Here is a 15609-nt window from a genome sequence, read left to right as displayed (position 1 = left end):
ACGCCCAGAACCGTGGATCAACCCAAACCCCGACTTTCCGGGGCAAACGGATGCCACTTGATCACCACCACCAGGCTTGATCCTTCGGAACTGGTGGTGATCAAGATGAGGCTGATCCATCCGTTTCCCCCGATCACAGCAGCAATCGTGACCTCGATCCGTCGCTGAAGCTCCGGATCTTCGCGGCAGGGAAAAAGGGCATAAGGGGAGATGACGCCGAGCTGCATTTCCAGTCCGCTTCGCGACCTGGAAACTTGCTCGTCGGTCGGCGCAGCCGACACCTCTTCGGGAGCCCCCGAGACTCTCGCTCCGCTGGGTCTCCGGTTCCCCTCACCACTCGTCGCTGCGCGCTCCTCGTGGCCCTTACTGCGTCGCTGCGCTCCTTGCCCTCCGACGCCCCATCGGGGGCGTCCTTGGGTGCCTTCCGTCGGTGCCGCTCCTTCGCTTCGCTCCCCTACGGACACCGTCGGCTGACCACGCTCTTGCGAGGCGTGGACCCCAGACGGGCGATGGTGCGTCGGTGCTCCTGGCGCTGGCCGACACGTTCCGCAGAATAATTTCGGAAATGATTGCAGTGCAGTCGGAGCTAAACCGGGAGCGGACGCCTCGCGCGTGCTCAACGACCTCCGGCGGAGCGCTTGCCTCGCGAGATGGCCGATCATGGTTGCGCTATGCGCAGCCGTAGACGCGTCCGAGCGACATCGTCAGCTGCTTCGTCGCGTACGTTTGTCACGAACTGGCTGGACGTGTATGGTCTGCTGCAGGTCTGAATGATTGAAAAGGGCCAGAGCCATTGACGGCTCGACGAGCAGGTACGCCAAGCAACCGTTAACAGGTTCGGCTAAACGGCCTCCTCGAAAGCATCGACTTTCGAGGAGTACCCATGTCTCAGACCGCCCTTAGCCCTTCAGTTCAGACCGGCGACTTGCTCACTCCAGACGCCCTTGCTGCTCGGCTCCATGTGACGACCCGCAACTTGCGCCAGTGGCGTGTCACTGGCGCAGGCCCGCGATTCGTCCGAGTCGGACGATTCCCGCTCTACCGTCCCGAAGCCGTCGAGGCATGGCTTCTCGAGCAGGAGTACGCCAGCACCGCCGACGAACTGCGCTGATCGATGGGAACAGTCAAGTCCTACGAGACGAAGACGCGGGGCAAGCTTTACGAGGTCTGGTACACCAAACCTGATGGGACTCGCGGTCATGACCGCGGCTTCCGCCGCAAGACCGATGCCTTCAACTACCTCAACACTGTCGAGGTGTCGAAGTTGCGAGGTTCCTACGTCGATCCAACGGATGCGCGAGTGACCATCGGCGAGCTCGGGAGAGCCTGGCTCGAGATGCACCGGTTCAAGCTCACCCAAAGTAGCTTCCACTCCGTTGAAAGCTGCTGGCGCGTGCATGTCGAACCAAGGTGGGGCGGGTACGCCGTAGGCCGAGTCACCAAGCGAGACGTCCAAACGTGGCTGAACGAACTCGGGCATTCGCTCTCGCACACCTCGGTGGCGAGGGCACGAGACCTGCTCGCTGGCATCCTCGATGAAGCCGTCGAGGAGAACCGGGTGGTGAAGAATCCTGCGCGCGGCCTCTCAGTCAAGAAGAAGCCGATCCCCGACGAGGTGTTCCTGACGCATCGGCAGGTCGAGGCGCTGGCTTCGGAGGCCAGGTATGGCGAGCTTGTCCGGCTACTTGCGTACACCGGGCTCCGCTGGGGCGAGGCGACGGCCTTGCGGGTTCGTAGCGTTGACCCCGGTCGACGTCGCCTCAACATTCGAGAGGGAGTGACGGAGGTGAACGGTCAACACGTCCTGGGCAGTGTGAAGTCGCATGAGCGGCGCTCCGTCGCATTTCCTGACTTCCTCGACTCGGCTGTTGCAGCGGCCTGTCGGGACAAGCACCCCGACGATCGTCTCTGGTCGTCACCCGCCGGAGGTTTCCTCCGGCCAGGGCACTCCAGCCAGGGGTGGTTCGCGAAGGCCGTCGAGCGGACAATGGCGGCCGACGCAAGCTTCCGCCGAGTCACACCACATGACCTTCGTCACACCGCTGCGTCACTCGCGATCAGCGCTGGTGCCAACGTCAAAGTGGTGCAGCGGATGCTGGGTCACAAGTCGGCGAAGGTGACTCTTGACACCTACGCGGCGCTGTTCCCCGACGATCTGAACAACGTCACCTCCGCGTTGAGCCGGCAACGAGCGGAACAGCTGTAGCTGTAACGGTGGTCGTGGTCGTGGTCGTGGTCGTGGTCGTGGTCGTGGTCGTGGTGGCGGCCACGTCCGCGGGCGCGACCACATCCGTCGTGATGCCCGAGCCCCGTTGCACGACGCCGACTCGCATAGGGCACCTTGCCGGACTCAGTTTCGGACCAGCTATCTGAGACAGTCGGAGCCCCGGAAGTACGTGAACGGAGACAGACGACGCTCCGTCTCGGTGAACGACCGTCTGTTGGGACGTCTCGGTCGCGAGCTGGGCAACCTCGACGACAGCGTCGGAGGGCATGGCTGGGTAGTAGTTCTCGCGCAGCTGCTGGGCGAAGGGCTGCATGTCGGTCTTCGGAGGTTGGGGGGCTTGTTCGGCGGTGAGGGTGTCGAGCCGGTACTGGTGCACGACGATCATGGTGCCGGGGACCGGGCTTGCCGTCGGGTGTTCGTCGAAGACGAACCCGGCTGCTCCTACCGGTACGTCCTCGTTCCACCGAACGGTGGTGACCTTCTCGCCAGACATGACCGCTTCGTGGTGCTTGCGGTGGAAGCGGATCGTGTTGGGTGTCGCGCTGACCATGCATCCACTCTGCCGCAGCGGGACAGGGCGACGATCGTGATGCCGATTGTGCTCAGGCGACAAACTTCAGCCGGCGGGTTTTGTGACGGTCGCTCCCGTGAGGACCGGCGCGGACGTTCGCTGCACACCTTGCGACGCAATGGTCTGGACTGCACGGACGGTGTAAGTGCCTGGTCGGGGGAGTGGTGGCGGCTCCTGTTCCCAGGTGCCGTCGGCGTCGACGGCTGAGGTGACGACGAGCTCGGTGCCGATCGCGTCGGTCCAGGTGAGTGTCACCTCGGCCCCGGGAACGCCGGTTCCGGACGCTGACGGAGGCTGTGACGGGTCGTCCTGGTAAAGGGTCAGCGTTGGTGGCTTCGGCAATGCGACCGGGGCTGGGTCCGGCGCCGACGGGGACGGGGAAGGGGCCGGCGTCGCTGATTGCGGTGGGGTCTGCTGTTGTCGAGCGGCTACTGGGGCAGCCCGCGGTGATTCCGTCTCGCTGGCTGGCGACGCGGGAGCGTCTCCCTCCGCGGGGGTCCGGTGAACAGGGGTGAGAGGCTGTGGCGCCTCCATTGCTGTCGGTACCGATCGCGCGGCTGGGGGAGTCGCGGCGGGCTGCTCTGCCGTCGAGCTCTTAGGAGGCGTCGTCTGGGAAGTCGGTGCGGCTGCTTCAGTTCGCCGTGGCGTCGTGGGGTGAGAGAACGTGTCGGAGAGCGCCGGCATGCTGATCGCGAGGGCAGCGACGAGGGCGGCTCCTGTGACGACGGCAGCGTGCCGGGTGTGCCGTCGGGGGAGTGGTGCGGCTGACGCTGACACATTCTGGTCGGCCGCCCAGGCGACATAGCCTGCAGCTGCCGGCCCCAGGGTGAGGGGGAGGATGATCGCTGCAACGCGGGAACCGGCGTGGTCAACCTCGTCGTACGCGAGGCGGCAGTTCGGGCAGGCGTCGAGGTGCGCGTCGATGGATCTGCGCATCGCGGGGGTGAGCTTGTTGCGGGCGTACTTCCCGGCCTTCTCGATCACCCACTTGTGCTCGTCCGGCACGTGGTCGGACTGCAGGTGCGCTTGGATCCACTCCTGCCGGAGGCCCTCACGGGCCCGGACGGCGAGAGCGGCGACGGCGTTGGGTTTCATGCCGAGTAGCGGCGCGATCTGCGCCGGCTGCATCCGCTCGACCTCGCTGTACCAGAGGATTTCCTGCCACCGGTCGGGGAGGGCTTGGAACGCTCGGACGGCGAGGGAGCGGTCCTCGGTGCTGTCGTCGGTGAACGCGGACAGGGAGGGGTCTTCTTTGTCGCCGACGTGCTCGAGTGCGACTTCGCGGTGGCTGCGACCCCATTCGGCGGCGATGTTCTTCGCGGTCACGAGGGCGTAGCTACGGAACGCGGTGGTGGGTCCGTGGCCGCGGTCGATGCTGCGGAGGATCCGGGTGAAGGTCTCCGCGGTGATGTCGTCGGCGTCGTAGGTGGTGAAGAACGTGGCGGCCTTCCGGATCGCGGCAGCGTGCCGTTCCCAGAGCTGCGTGTACGCGTCCCGGTCGCCGTTTCGGATGGCGGTGAGGAGGTCCTGGTCGGACCGGTGCGCGGCGCGCAGCTTCACCGGGTTCCCGTGGTTTGCAGGGCGTGGGTGCGGCGCTTGAGCTCGTCGAGCATCCGGGCGCCTTCAGCATCGTCCGTGAAGTCCACCTCGGGGGCGGTGTCCGGGGCTTCACGCAGCAGGATCGGCAGGTTCGGGGTGAGCAGGAGCACGACAGTCGTTGGGGCGCCGTCGTCATCGGACGCCGGCAGCTCGACGTGGTCGGTGAGCTGCGCTTGTGCAAGAGCTGCGGCGTACTCGAGGAGGCCGTAGGCGACGTCGTCGGTGAGCAGCGTGCTGGTCAGGCCGTAGATGAGGTGCTTCATCGGCGGGTAGCCGGAACGGGGGTGAGACGCGGCATGGGTGGTCCTTCGGGTCGGGGAAGAACTGTGCGGCCAGCGCTAGGGGACGCTGGCCGCACACGGTTGTGCACACCCGATGCCGGTGGGGACCGACCCGTGAGGGATCAGGTCTCACGGTGGGACACGGTCCGTCACCACGGGTGCGACCCAACTCGGGGAACGGGTCGGGTTCACTACCTCGAACGGCTCCTACGCACCCGTGGGAGCCGTTCGTGGCTCTCATTCGAACCCAAGCCGACCCGATCGCTCAGCTTCCGGGGGTGAAGATCACACCAAAACTCACCCTCCCCCGTGTGGGGGTCAGAACAGCCCGACGGTCGCTGCGATCCGGACTGCTTGCACCCGGTTCGAGGCGCGCAGCTTGGTCAGGATGTGTTCGACGTGCGTGTTCACGGTGTGGCGGGAGATGACGAGCATGTCGCTGATGCGGGCGTTGGTGAGCCCGTCGGCCATGAGTCGGAGGATCTCGCGTTCCCGGCGGGTGAGGCCGACATCGCCGGCGAGCACGTATGCGGCGATCTCGGCCTGCAGGTTCCGGCGGGTGTGGTCAAGGACCCGGTACTGGGCGTCGGTGAACTGGTGGACGCCCATGTACTGGAAGTGGCCGCTGCCGACGACGCGGTCGCCGTGCTTGAACGCGAACGACATGCCCTGGGTGAAGCCGGCGCCGACCATGTGGTCTTGCGCCATCGCGCTCTGCGCGAACCGGGGTGCGCGGGTCCAGTCGAGGATGTCCTCGTGGGCGTCGATGACGGACTGGAAGTACTCGCTCTTCGGGATGAACTCGACGATGCCGTCCTGCAGCTGCTCGACCGGGACGTTGTGGTGGAACAGGTGCTCGTCGTATGCCTTCTGAGTTGGCCGGGTCGTGAGACTGAGACGGGCGGCCGGTGCGATGCTCTGCAGCTCGAGCAGCGCCGAGAGGACCCGGTCGCGAGCGAGGGGGACGAGGACCGGGGTGGCGGGGGCAGCGCCGGTGAGGGTGTTCCATGCCAATGCTTCGGGGGGCATGACGGTATTGAACCCGCCGCAGAAGGTGATCAGTGCTCTGTTGCGGTGAGCGTCTGGTCAGATTCGGGTTGACCGCCGACGCCCCCTGGCAGGGGGACGTCGGCGGTTGGTGTCAGCGAACCCGAAATACCACACTGACACCGGACAGCTCCCTTCCCGAAAAGGGAGCTGCGTCTGGAGCCGGCGCTGCGTGCACCCGCACACCGGCTACGCCTGTTGAGATGTGGTCGGCCGCGGATCGTGACGCGGACCGACAAGGAAAGTTCCGGTCAGGGCTGCCCGAGCCAGAGGGCTTCGTCGCGGGTGTGCGCGCCGAGCTTCCGGTAAAGAGCAGCACGTGGGTTTTCGCCGTGTTCGGGGAGACATGCAGGGCGGCTGCGACCTGGTTGATGGTGGGGTGCGCGTTCAACGCCGCGAGCACTTCCCGCTCCCGCGGAGTCAGCTTCACCCGCTCCCGGTACGTCCACGGTTCCGGGATGGTGTCGAACGTGTGGTCGATCAGCGGCAGCAGTCGCTGACGGAGCTCGGGGGAGGCGTGGCTGAGGGCGCTGTACGCATGGTGGTGGTTCACCGTGGTCGCGGCGAGCTCAAGGGTGGTTTGCGCGACGTCGCCGGAAATGGCGAGTTCCGCGGTGGCGTAGAGGACAGCTCCGGTCGGCAGGTGCCGGGCGGGAGTGGTGTCGGGTCGGATGTGTTCGTTCTGCCGCAGCAACGCCAGCGCCTGCTCCGGCCGGCCGCGGAGGAGCGCTTGCCGGGCGAGCGGGATGATCAGACTCCCCGGCCGGTGCAGCAGCCCCGGCGTGGTCAGGATGCTCTCCGCCGCCCGAAGATCCCCGACGGACTGGTACAGCCCGGCAAGGTCGGAGCGCAGCACACTGCCGGCGATGGTTCCCGCGGAGGTGCGCTTCGACCCGGTGACCAGGAGCGTGTTGATGCGGTGGATCAGGTCCCACTGGCGGGAGCAGGTCAGTGCGACGCGGGCGCGGGCATGCATCGCCACCCAGCCGAGATCCCCAGCGACGATCGGCTCGTCCACCTCGGACAGCGCAGTCTCCGCCGCGGGTAGATCCAGCGACGCTGTCTGCAGCAGCACCCGGGCGAGGAGCCCTGCGGGCTCGTAGTGGTACGCCAGCGTCCCAGGAGCGCTTCGTTCGATAGGTGCGTCTCCGAGGAGGGCTGCGGCGTCGGCGAAGCGCTCCTCGAGGGCGTGCACGAGCGCGAGGTGTTCCCGCACGTACCGGGCGAACGGGTGCTCCACCGTGTGGGTCGCCCACCGGAGGGCGTCGGCGAAGCACTCCGCGGCGCCCGTGAGATCCGCCGCGAGCAGCTTCGCGGTCCCGCACCGCAGCAGCACGGACGGCATCACGTCCGAGAACCCCTCCGGCCGGTGCGGGGCAGTCTGCACGTTCGCGAGGACCTCGTCAACGAGGATCACCGCGTCCTGGTACCAGCCGTGCGCGAGCAACTCACGAAGATCCGCCTGCTGCGTGCCGAGCACGTCCCGCATAGCGGGGGACTGCTGCCCCTGCACCCACCGGCGGAACGCCGTCGCCGCAGCCGGGTCGATGATCATGCCCGGCCGCTGCACGGCGTCCGCGATCGCCCGCGACATCGCATGCCGCGGGTGCGCTTCGAACCACGCCCCAGGCGCACTCTCAAATACCCGGCGCAGCAGGTCGGGTGCGGTCGCAAGGTAGCGGTAGAAGCAGGCGTCCAACAGCGTGTTGATCCGCTCCCAGTCAGCGTGGTCCAACGCCTCCTCGAGCGCGCGCGTGACGTCCAATGGGGCTCCTCGGGTCGAGTCCCGTTCCGCTCCAGGGTGAGCGGCACGGGCAGGTGGTCGGCAGGTATTCGATGTCCGATCTTCGACGAGGCGGAAGCGCCACGCGTGGAATCACCCGAAACATCACCAGGGGTCTGCCACTGCAAGTGAATGGCCAGAACGCGCGAGCAACCATCGGGAAGATTCCCTATTTCAGCCCCCCCGCTTCGAGATCCGGCTCGGCGCACAGCCCAGACGTCCCTCAGATGCGTGGCGGAAGCGATCGTGATGCGCCGCCCGCCGGAATCATCCAGGCCGATGACCGGTGGCCCACCGCCGGCCACCGCGATCCGCCCGAGAGGGGACGAGGGACGGCGCATCGCTGTGGGACGGTGGCCGCCCCACAGTGAAAGGAACCTCTATGAGCAACACCACCGAACGCCACCGCCGTGCGCTCACCTACTCGAGCGCGGCGATCTGGCTCGCTATCGCCGGCGTCCTCGGCATGATCTCGATCGTCGCGTGGTTCGCGGTCGGCTGGTTCTTCCCCTTCGTCATCTTCTGCGGCGCTCTGCTCTGCTACCTCATCGGCATCGTCCAGCTCTTCCGCCGCCGGTAGCCGCCGTCCCGGGCCTGCACGGGCGGTGCACTGATGGTGTCTGCTCGTGCAGGCCGGGCGTCCGTGCCTCATTCGAGGGAGGTGCGGGTGAGCTTCCGGGTGATATCAGCGAATCGAGGACGGGTAGACGCGAACCTGCGTTTTGACTGAGTGCGCACCAGTCTCTCGGCGGGCCTTTTCGGGCTGCCGCTGACCCGACAGAAGGAAGCCCTCGTGCGCACATTCCTCCCGCACCGTGAAGACGGTGCTCCACCTCGACGGCGGGCGGCGCTCTCGGCGCTGTTAGCTCTTGGCATCGTTGCGACCTCTCTGACCGCTGCCGGTCTCGTGGTTGCTCCGCAAGCCGCTTCGGCGGCTCCAGGGAACCCTGGGACGCCTTCTGACCCGACTGTGCTCTACAGCGAGGGGTTCCAGAACAACGGCCCCACTCCGGAGCTGCTGACCAGGTATTCCAGCCCGTCCGGACAGCAGTACACCGCCGACAACGACTGGCTGATCAACTGCAACGGCATCGTGCTGCAGTACAACAGCCCCGATTCCGCCGCCAACAGCCAGCCCGTCAGTGGGTGTGCGAACCGGAACAGCAACGCCCTGACCCCGTACTCGTACCTCCGGCAGGAGGCCTGGGCGATCGGGAAGTTCCGCGGCGTCGACCCGACAACGAACAACGTGGTCAGTGCGTACACGCAGAACCTCGACAACTCACAGCTTCAGCCCAACGAGATCGAGTTCAAGACCGTGCAGCCGATCGCGCTGCCGCAGGCGAGCGGCCGGTTCGTCTCGTTCAGTGTCGATGGCGCTGCGCTCAACTGTTATGCGAGCGGGCCGCAGTACAACTTCTACCTCGTGCAGTCCGATGGCACGGAGGTGAAGGCTGGTAACACGATCAACATGTGCAACAGCGGAACCACGATCACCGCTCCTGCGGTTGGTACGGTTGGCCCTCAGGACGTTCACGTCGGCACCTACACGTCCAACGCTGCAATCAAGGTCACCGGAAACACTGTCGGCGTCATCCTGCGAAACGCCAACGGCAGTGGCTACGGTAACGATGCGTCGTTCGACAACATCCAGATCCTCGACGCAACCCCGCAGATGGACAAGTCCTTCAGCCCGGCGGTGCAGCGCCTCGGCGACACCTCGACGCTGACGTTCACGGTCACCAACACCAGCGAGCTCGGCGCCAAGCAGGGGTGGGGCTTCACCGACAACCTGCCCAACGGCCTCGTGCTCGCAAACGGCAACGTGGGCGGCACCTGTAACGCCGCAACCAGCGTGCAAGCTGGCGGGACCACCATCACCACCACGAACGGCAACCTGGCCGTCGGGGAAAAGTCCTGCACGATCACCGTGCAGGTCACGTCCACCCAGGCCGGCACGTACCAGAACTGCCCCAACACGAACGTCACGACGACGTCGCTGAATCAGCCGGCGTGCGCGGCGATCGAGTTCACCGGTCCGACCTACACCGTCTCGAAGACCGCGGACAAGACCACGGCGAAGCAGGGCGACACCGTCACCTACACCGTGACGGTGAAGAACACCGGCCAGGTGCCCTACTCGGCTGCACGCCCGGCGACGTTCACGGACGACCTGTCCAAGGTCCTCGACGACGCCACCTACAACGGCGACGCGACCAACGGCGCGACCGTGTCCGGGACCACGCTGTCCTGGTCCGGCCCGCTCGCGGTCGGTGAGACGAAGACGATCACGTACTCGGTCAAGGTCAACAACCCCGACCAGGGTGATCACGAGCTCACGAACGCCGTCACCCCGGACTCCTCGAACGGCGGTTCCTGCGACCCGACCCTGACCTGCACCACCACCACGCCGGTGCAGTCGTACACAATCGAGAAGAGCGTCGACCGCTCGAAGGTCGTTCCCGGTCAGAAGGTCACCTACACGGTGACCGTGAAGAACACCGGCAAGGTCAACTACACCGCATCCAACCCGGCCGCCTTCACCGATGACCTGTCGAAGGTCACTGACGACGCCACCTACAACGGCGACGCCACCAACGGCGCGACCGTGTCCGGCAACACGCTGTCCTGGTCCGGGCCCCTCGCGGTCGGTGCGACGCAGACGATCACGTACTCGTTCACCGTCAACGACCCCGACACCGGGGACCAGCAGCTGACGAACTCGGTTGTGCCGAACGACCCGACCGCCTGCGTCGGAAAGTGCACGACCACGGTCCCGAACGCCGGCTACACGGTGCAGAAGACCGTGGACAAGCAGAAGGCGCTGCCCGGCGACAAGGTCACCTACACGGTGACCGTGAAGAACACCGGCAAGGCTGCCTACACGGCGCAGGACCCGGCGTCCTTCACCGATGATCTGTCGAAGGTCACTGACGACGCCACCTACAATAAGGACGCCACGAACGGCGCGACCGTGTCCGGCAACACGCTGTCCTGGTCCGGGGCTCTCGCGGTCGGTGCGACGCAGACGATCACGTACTCGTTCACCGTCAACGACCCTGACACCGGCGACCACCAGCTCGACAACGCCGTCACGCCCACCGCACCCGGTGGTGAGTGCGCGCAGTCGGACGGTTGCGCCACCAGCACGCCGGTGCAGTCCTACACCACCCAGAAGACCGTCAATAAGACCACGGTCAACCAGGGTGACAAGGTCGTGTACACCGTGACCGTCACCAACACCGGCAAGGTCGCCTACACGGCGCAGGACCCGGCGACCTTCACCGACGACCTGTCGAAGGTCACCGATGACGCCACCTACAACGGTGACGCCTCGAACGGTGCCACCGTGTCCGGCAGCACCCTCTCCTGGTCCGGTCCGCTCTCTGTCGGAGCGAAGGAGACGATCACGTACTCCTTCACTGTGAACACCCCCGACACCGGCGACAAGGTCCTCACCAACGCGGTGACCCCGACGGGTCCGGGCGGTGACTGCGCTCAGGCCGACGGCTGCACCACGCAGAGCAAGGTCGCCTCATTCATCACGTCGAAGGCCGCTGACAAGGCGACGGCCAACCAGGGCGACACTGTCACCTATACCGTGACGGTGAAGAACACCGGGCAGGTCGCATACACCGACCAGAACCCGGCCTCCTTCACCGACGACCTGTCCAAGGTCCTCGACGACGCCACCTACAACGGCGACGCGTCGAACGGTGCCACCGTGTCCGGGACCACGCTGTCCTGGAAGGGCGCTCTCGGGGTTGGCGACACCACGACCATCACCTACTCCGTGAAGGTCAACACCCCCGACACCGGCGACCACAAGCTCAACAACGTGGTTACCCCCGGAACCGGTGGTGACTGCGCTCAGGCGGACGGCTGCACCACGGAAACACCAGTCGCCGCGTACACGGTCACCAAGACCGTCGACGCCACTGAGGTGGTCCCGGGGAACAAGGTGACGTACACGGTCACGGTGGAGAACACCGGCGCGGTCGCGTACACCGCCGCGAACCCGGCAGCGTTCACCGATGATCTCTCCAAGGTCACCGATGACGCCACCTACAACGGCGACGCCACGAACGGTGCCACGGTGACCGGGAACACTCTGAACTGGGACGGTCCGCTCGCGGTCGGGGCGAAGGAGACGATCACGTACTCCTTCACCGTCAACAACCCGGACACCGGCGACCACAAGCTGATCAACCAGGTCGTGCCGAAGGACCCGACCGCGTGCGTCGGAAAGTGCTCCACGCAGGTTCCGGCTGGCTCGTACACCACGTCGAAGACCGCCAGCGAGGCAACGGCGAAGGAAGGTGACACCGTCACCTACACGATCACGGTGAAGAACACCGGCCAGGTCAACTACACGACCCAGACGCCGGCATCCTTCACCGACGACCTGTCGAAGGTCACCGACGACGCCACCTACAACGGTGACGCGAAGGTGTCGTACTCGGAAGGGTCGACGGGCAACAACCCGACCGTGTCCGGGAACACGATGTCCTGGTCCGGGCCACTGAAGATCGGCGAGACCGCAACGATCACGTACTCGGTGAAGGTCAACACCCCCGACACCGGTGACAAGGTCCTCACCAACGCGGTCGTTCCCTCCGGCCCCGGTGGCGACTGTGTCACCCCCGGTGGCTGCACCGTGAACACACCAGTGGGATCGTTCACCGTCGCGAAGCAGACCGACAAGACCACCGCGAAGCCGGGCGAGGTTGTTCACTACACGGTGACGGTCACCAACACGGGTGCGTTCTCATACACCGAGGCGAAGCCGGCGTCGTTCACCGATGACCTTTCCAAGGTCACCGATGACGCCACCTACAACGGCGACGCCTCGAGCGGGGCAACCGTGGAGGGCAACACGCTGTCCTGGTCGGGTCCGCTCGGCAAGGGGCAGACGATCACGGTGACGTACTCCTTCACCGTCAACAACCCCGACACCGGCGACCAGAAGCTGGTCAACGTCGTCGACCCCGGCGCCGGCGGCGGCTGCGCCACCCAGGGCGGCTGCACGACCAGCACCACGGTCACCCCGACCCCGCCGACCCCGCAGGGGCCGACGGTCGCCACGGGTGGCACCGCGATCACCGGCCTGGGTGTGTGGCCGATGGTCGGAGCGGCAGGTTCCGCGATCGCGGTCCTGCTGGCACTGCTGACCATGACGGTCATCAACCGCCGACGGAACGGTGACAGTGCGTAACCAGCAACACACGGGGCGGCGTCGGCAGTGGGTGTACCTCACTGTCGGCGCCGCCGCCGTTGCCACCCTCATCATCAGCGGCATCGGAATCGGCCAGTACTTCTCTGGGCCTGTTGACCTGCACGGCAACCGCGTCACCTACGACGACGCCGCACCGCCCGCCGCGCAGAGCTCCGCGGTCCCGCAAATCGGCACCGACCGGTTCGAGGTGCCCTCCGTCGGTCTCAACGTGCCCTTCGGAGCGCTGACGTCGGTCGACAATGTCATCGAGCCGCCCGGATTCACCTCCGCCTACTGGGTCCGCGACCACGGCGTCAGCCCGAAGAACGCCAGCAAAGGCACCGTGTTCGTGGTCATGCACTCCCTCCGCAACGGCGCCGTCGGGCCGGGCAACTACCTCATCGACGTCGATCGGCGCACCGCCAAGGTCGGCCTCGGCGCCACGATCGACGTCGACGACGTCGAGTACACGGTCACGAACACGCTCGCGATCGACAAGCCCGCCATCGCCGACGCGAACGCCGTGTGGGCGAACACACCCAACCGGCTAGTCGTCATCACTTGCCTCCAACGGCCCGGGGGAGGACCGTCGAAGCAGAACATCGTCATCGAAGCCACCCGAAAGACCACATAGATGACCGCCGCACCAGTACAGGGGCGTCGCGCCAGCCACACGGCAGGCGCGACGCCTCCGTCCTGCTCCACCGGGCCCCAGGACACACGGCTCCACCAGATCACCCGGGTGCTGCAATCAGCCACTGCCGCGGAGAACACGGCAACCGGTGCGGCGCTCCGCGAAGCATTCCGCACCACCCGGTACCTGCTCGGCGGAGCCCGAGCGATCGGCTTCACCGTGCCGGAGCTTTCGGCCTTGCTCGGGGTGAGCTCTGGAGCGCTGCGGGCACGAAGCGACCAGGACGGTTCGATTCCGACCACGACCTTCATCGCCCTCGCCGGCATCGCAGTGACAGCCATCGAGATGTGGCAGCACGCCGGCACACTCGGCACGCCGTCGTTAGACGAGTCCGGGCGCGAGAGCTACCCCGCGTCGGCGCTGCTTCGCGCGCTCCTGACGATGCCGCCAACCGAAGGACGGAACAGCATCTCCGTCGCGTCATGACCGCGTGAATTGGTCATCTGACAGGGCAGCAGACCCGACCAGAAGGACCCCCATGCTGCAGATCCCGCTGCGACGAACCCGACCTACCGGTCAGCCTGACCTTGACGCCACGACGCATATCAGCCTCGTCCCCGAGCTATGGAAAGAGGCCCACTACATCGCCCAGCGCAGCACACCACAGCCCCCGTCAGGTGCCGGTGGTGGCAACGAGGACCACGTGCCGGTGCTCACTAGCCCCGCAGCCCAGCTGTTGATGCTTGGTGCGGCGCTTCTGCTGTGCGCGTTCATCAGCGGCTGCTTCCTGCCCAGGCTGGTTCCTGCCCTCTTCGTGCTGCTCGCCGTTCCCGCCCTCATCGGTGCGGGCTTGCTTGCAATCTCCGCTACGTCCTCCCGACACCGGGAGCTGGCCCCGTGAGTCGCGGGAACCGGTCTCTTGTGCGGCAGATCACGCGGCTGGCATGGCGGACGAGCGCACCAGACGAGCGAGCGACCCTGCTCGTGGTGTTCATCAAAGCTGTCATCGCCGCTGCCGCCGTCTCCACGCACCGGTCCCACATCACGACGCAGGAGGATCTCGTCGACCTCGAGCGGATCCTCGCCGCGGCGCAGAACCACCTCGACGCCGTCACCCGCCGGCAGACAGCAGCTCAAGTCGACGACGCAGCTGCGGCGATCGCGTCACGATCTGCCGGGTAGTGCATCTGCTCAACGGAGCCGGGCGGGGGCCCTGGGTGCAATGGGGGGACTCAGGGCCCACGCGCTTCAACACCACCCTGACTGACGAGGAGAGCTGCTCTTGCCTGCCCGCGACCACCGCCACCGCACCCTCCGGCACTGGGAAACCATCACCGGCCCGGAACACGCCACCCGCCTGCCCTGCACCTGTCGGATCAGCCGCAACCACACCTACCTGGCCTGGCTCGAGCTGCCCGAGAACCAGCTGGCCCTTGCCCGCGCCCGCAAGGTCTGGGCCGCCACAGAGACAGCGCAGCGCGCCAGCGCATAACACCACAGCACGGCGCACCCGCCACGAACAAAGGATCAGCTTGCCCCTCACCTCACGCCACATCGTCGGTATCGCATCGACCCTGACCGCCGCGGCCCTCCTCGCCGGCTGCAGCAGCGACAAGCCGCAGCCCACCACCCCGCCTTCAGCCGCCGCCACGATCCCCGCCGGCGTCGAAGGGGCAGCACACTTCGACGACGGGTACCTGCAGATTGGGTCCGGACCGAAGACCGTCGACCTCTACATCGACCCCATGTGCCCCTACTGCAAGCTCTTCGAAGAGACCTCCGGACCCATGCTCTTCGCCGCAGCATCGAACCAGGACGCCACGATCCGGATCCACCCGGTCGCGATCCTCGACCGGCTCTCGAAGGGCACCGCGTACTCCACGCGTGCGGCGTCGTTCCTGACCGCGGTCGCCGCGAAGCACCCCGACAAGACCCAAGCGTTCCTGCAAGCCTTGTACGCGCACCAGCCGGCGGAAGAGACCGCTGGGCTCACCGACAAGCAGCTGCGGGACCTCGCGCACGGAGCAGGCGTGCCGTCTGCAGACCAGCTCGACTCGGAGCAGTACCGGAGGTGGGTGCAGCGTCTCACCGCGCGAGCCATGTTCGGGCCGCTGCCGACAACCACTCAGATCCCTGCGATCCACGGTGTGCCCACCGTCGTGGTGGACGGTGACGTCTTCCATGGCAACAGCGACGAGACCGACGCGTTCAAGCAGTTCTACGCGAGCCACTGAAGCTGCCAGCAGAGCAGG

At 66.4% G+C, this 15609-nt stretch carries 15 protein-coding genes; 9 read left to right on the top strand and 6 right to left on the bottom strand.

The annotated features are described in order from the left end of the window. Nucleotides 1-17: 17 nt before the first annotated feature. Nucleotides 18-227, bottom strand: coding sequence for a hypothetical protein (locus tag HUN58_RS02130; RefSeq protein ID WP_208745353.1), 210 nt, complete (start codon nt 225-227; stop codon nt 18-20). 887 nt (nt 228-1114) lie between these two features. Here HUN58_RS02130 and HUN58_RS02125 point away from each other — a divergent pair. After that, nucleotides 1115-2206, top strand: coding sequence for a site-specific integrase (locus HUN58_RS02125; protein ID WP_208745352.1), 1092 nt, complete (start codon nt 1115-1117; stop codon nt 2204-2206). Here the strand turns inward: HUN58_RS02125 and HUN58_RS20410 are convergent. The 5 genes from HUN58_RS20410 to HUN58_RS02100 all read right to left on the bottom strand — a co-directional run bounded on the left by HUN58_RS20410 (nt 2166) and on the right by HUN58_RS02100 (nt 7490). Beyond that, entirely contained in the window at nt 2166-2777 is a 612-nt protein-coding gene (locus tag HUN58_RS20410) for a hypothetical protein (protein WP_254631597.1), read from the bottom strand. The two genes, HUN58_RS02125 and HUN58_RS20410, sit on opposite strands and share 41 nt — an antisense overlap. A gap of 66 nt (nt 2778-2843) precedes the next feature. Next, nucleotides 2844-4358, bottom strand: coding sequence for a sigma-70 family RNA polymerase sigma factor (locus tag HUN58_RS02115; protein ID WP_208745351.1), 1515 nt, complete (start codon nt 4356-4358; stop codon nt 2844-2846). Further along, nucleotides 4355-4660 carry a hypothetical protein gene (locus tag HUN58_RS02110; protein ID WP_208745350.1) on the bottom strand — a complete coding sequence of 102 codons (306 nt, stop codon included), beginning with the start codon at nt 4658-4660 and terminating at the stop codon, nt 4355-4357. Before HUN58_RS02110 ends, HUN58_RS02115 begins: the two co-directional genes overlap by 4 nt. A 336-nt stretch (nt 4661-4996) precedes the next feature. Then, on the bottom strand, nt 4997-5707 hold the full coding sequence (locus HUN58_RS20405; RefSeq protein WP_208745349.1) for a helix-turn-helix transcriptional regulator: 711 nt from the start codon (nt 5705-5707) through the stop codon (nt 4997-4999). 112 nt (nt 5708-5819) lie between these two features. Beyond that, a complete protein-coding gene (locus HUN58_RS02100; RefSeq protein ID WP_208745348.1) occupies nt 5820-7490 on the bottom strand; it encodes a LuxR C-terminal-related transcriptional regulator in 1671 nt (556 codons plus the stop codon). Between the two features lie 400 nt (nt 7491-7890). Here HUN58_RS02100 and HUN58_RS02095 point away from each other — a divergent pair, with 400 nt between their 5' ends. From HUN58_RS02095 to HUN58_RS02060, 8 genes are all read left to right on the top strand, one after another. Beyond that, nucleotides 7891-8088 (top strand): hypothetical protein, encoded by a 198-nt coding sequence (locus tag HUN58_RS02095; RefSeq protein WP_208745347.1) that lies wholly within the window; start codon nt 7891-7893, stop codon nt 8086-8088. A gap of 390 nt (nt 8089-8478) precedes the next feature. Beyond that, a complete protein-coding gene (locus tag HUN58_RS02090; RefSeq protein ID WP_208745346.1) occupies nt 8479-12723 on the top strand; it encodes a DUF11 domain-containing protein in 4245 nt (1414 codons plus the stop codon). Beyond that, entirely contained in the window at nt 12716-13357 is a 642-nt protein-coding gene (locus tag HUN58_RS02085; RefSeq protein WP_208745345.1) for a class F sortase, read from the top strand. The genes HUN58_RS02090 and HUN58_RS02085 overlap by 8 nt, the downstream gene beginning before the upstream one ends. Then, on the top strand, nt 13358-13843 hold the full coding sequence (locus HUN58_RS02080; protein WP_208745344.1) for a hypothetical protein: 486 nt from the start codon (nt 13358-13360) through the stop codon (nt 13841-13843). It begins immediately after the preceding gene. 52 nt (nt 13844-13895) lie between these two features. Continuing rightward, the gene (locus HUN58_RS02075) at nt 13896-14258 is read left to right on the top strand and encodes a hypothetical protein (protein ID WP_208745343.1); all 363 of its coding nucleotides are present in this window, start codon (nt 13896-13898) and stop codon (nt 14256-14258) included. Nucleotides 14259-14344: 86 nt separating this feature from the next. Then, on the top strand, nt 14345-14539 hold the full coding sequence (locus HUN58_RS02070; protein WP_208745342.1) for a hypothetical protein: 195 nt from the start codon (nt 14345-14347) through the stop codon (nt 14537-14539). Nucleotides 14540-14639: 100 nt separating this feature from the next. Then, entirely contained in the window at nt 14640-14849 is a 210-nt protein-coding gene (locus HUN58_RS02065) for a hypothetical protein (protein ID WP_208745341.1), read from the top strand. Nucleotides 14850-14889: 40 nt separating this feature from the next. Then, the gene (locus HUN58_RS02060) at nt 14890-15591 is read left to right on the top strand and encodes a thioredoxin domain-containing protein (RefSeq protein WP_208745340.1); all 702 of its coding nucleotides are present in this window, start codon (nt 14890-14892) and stop codon (nt 15589-15591) included. The last annotated feature ends 18 nt before the right edge of the window (nt 15592-15609 follow it).

It is taken from the genome of Curtobacterium sp. Csp1, assembly GCF_013347185.1.
This window is presented reverse-complemented; position numbering and strand designations above follow the sequence as displayed.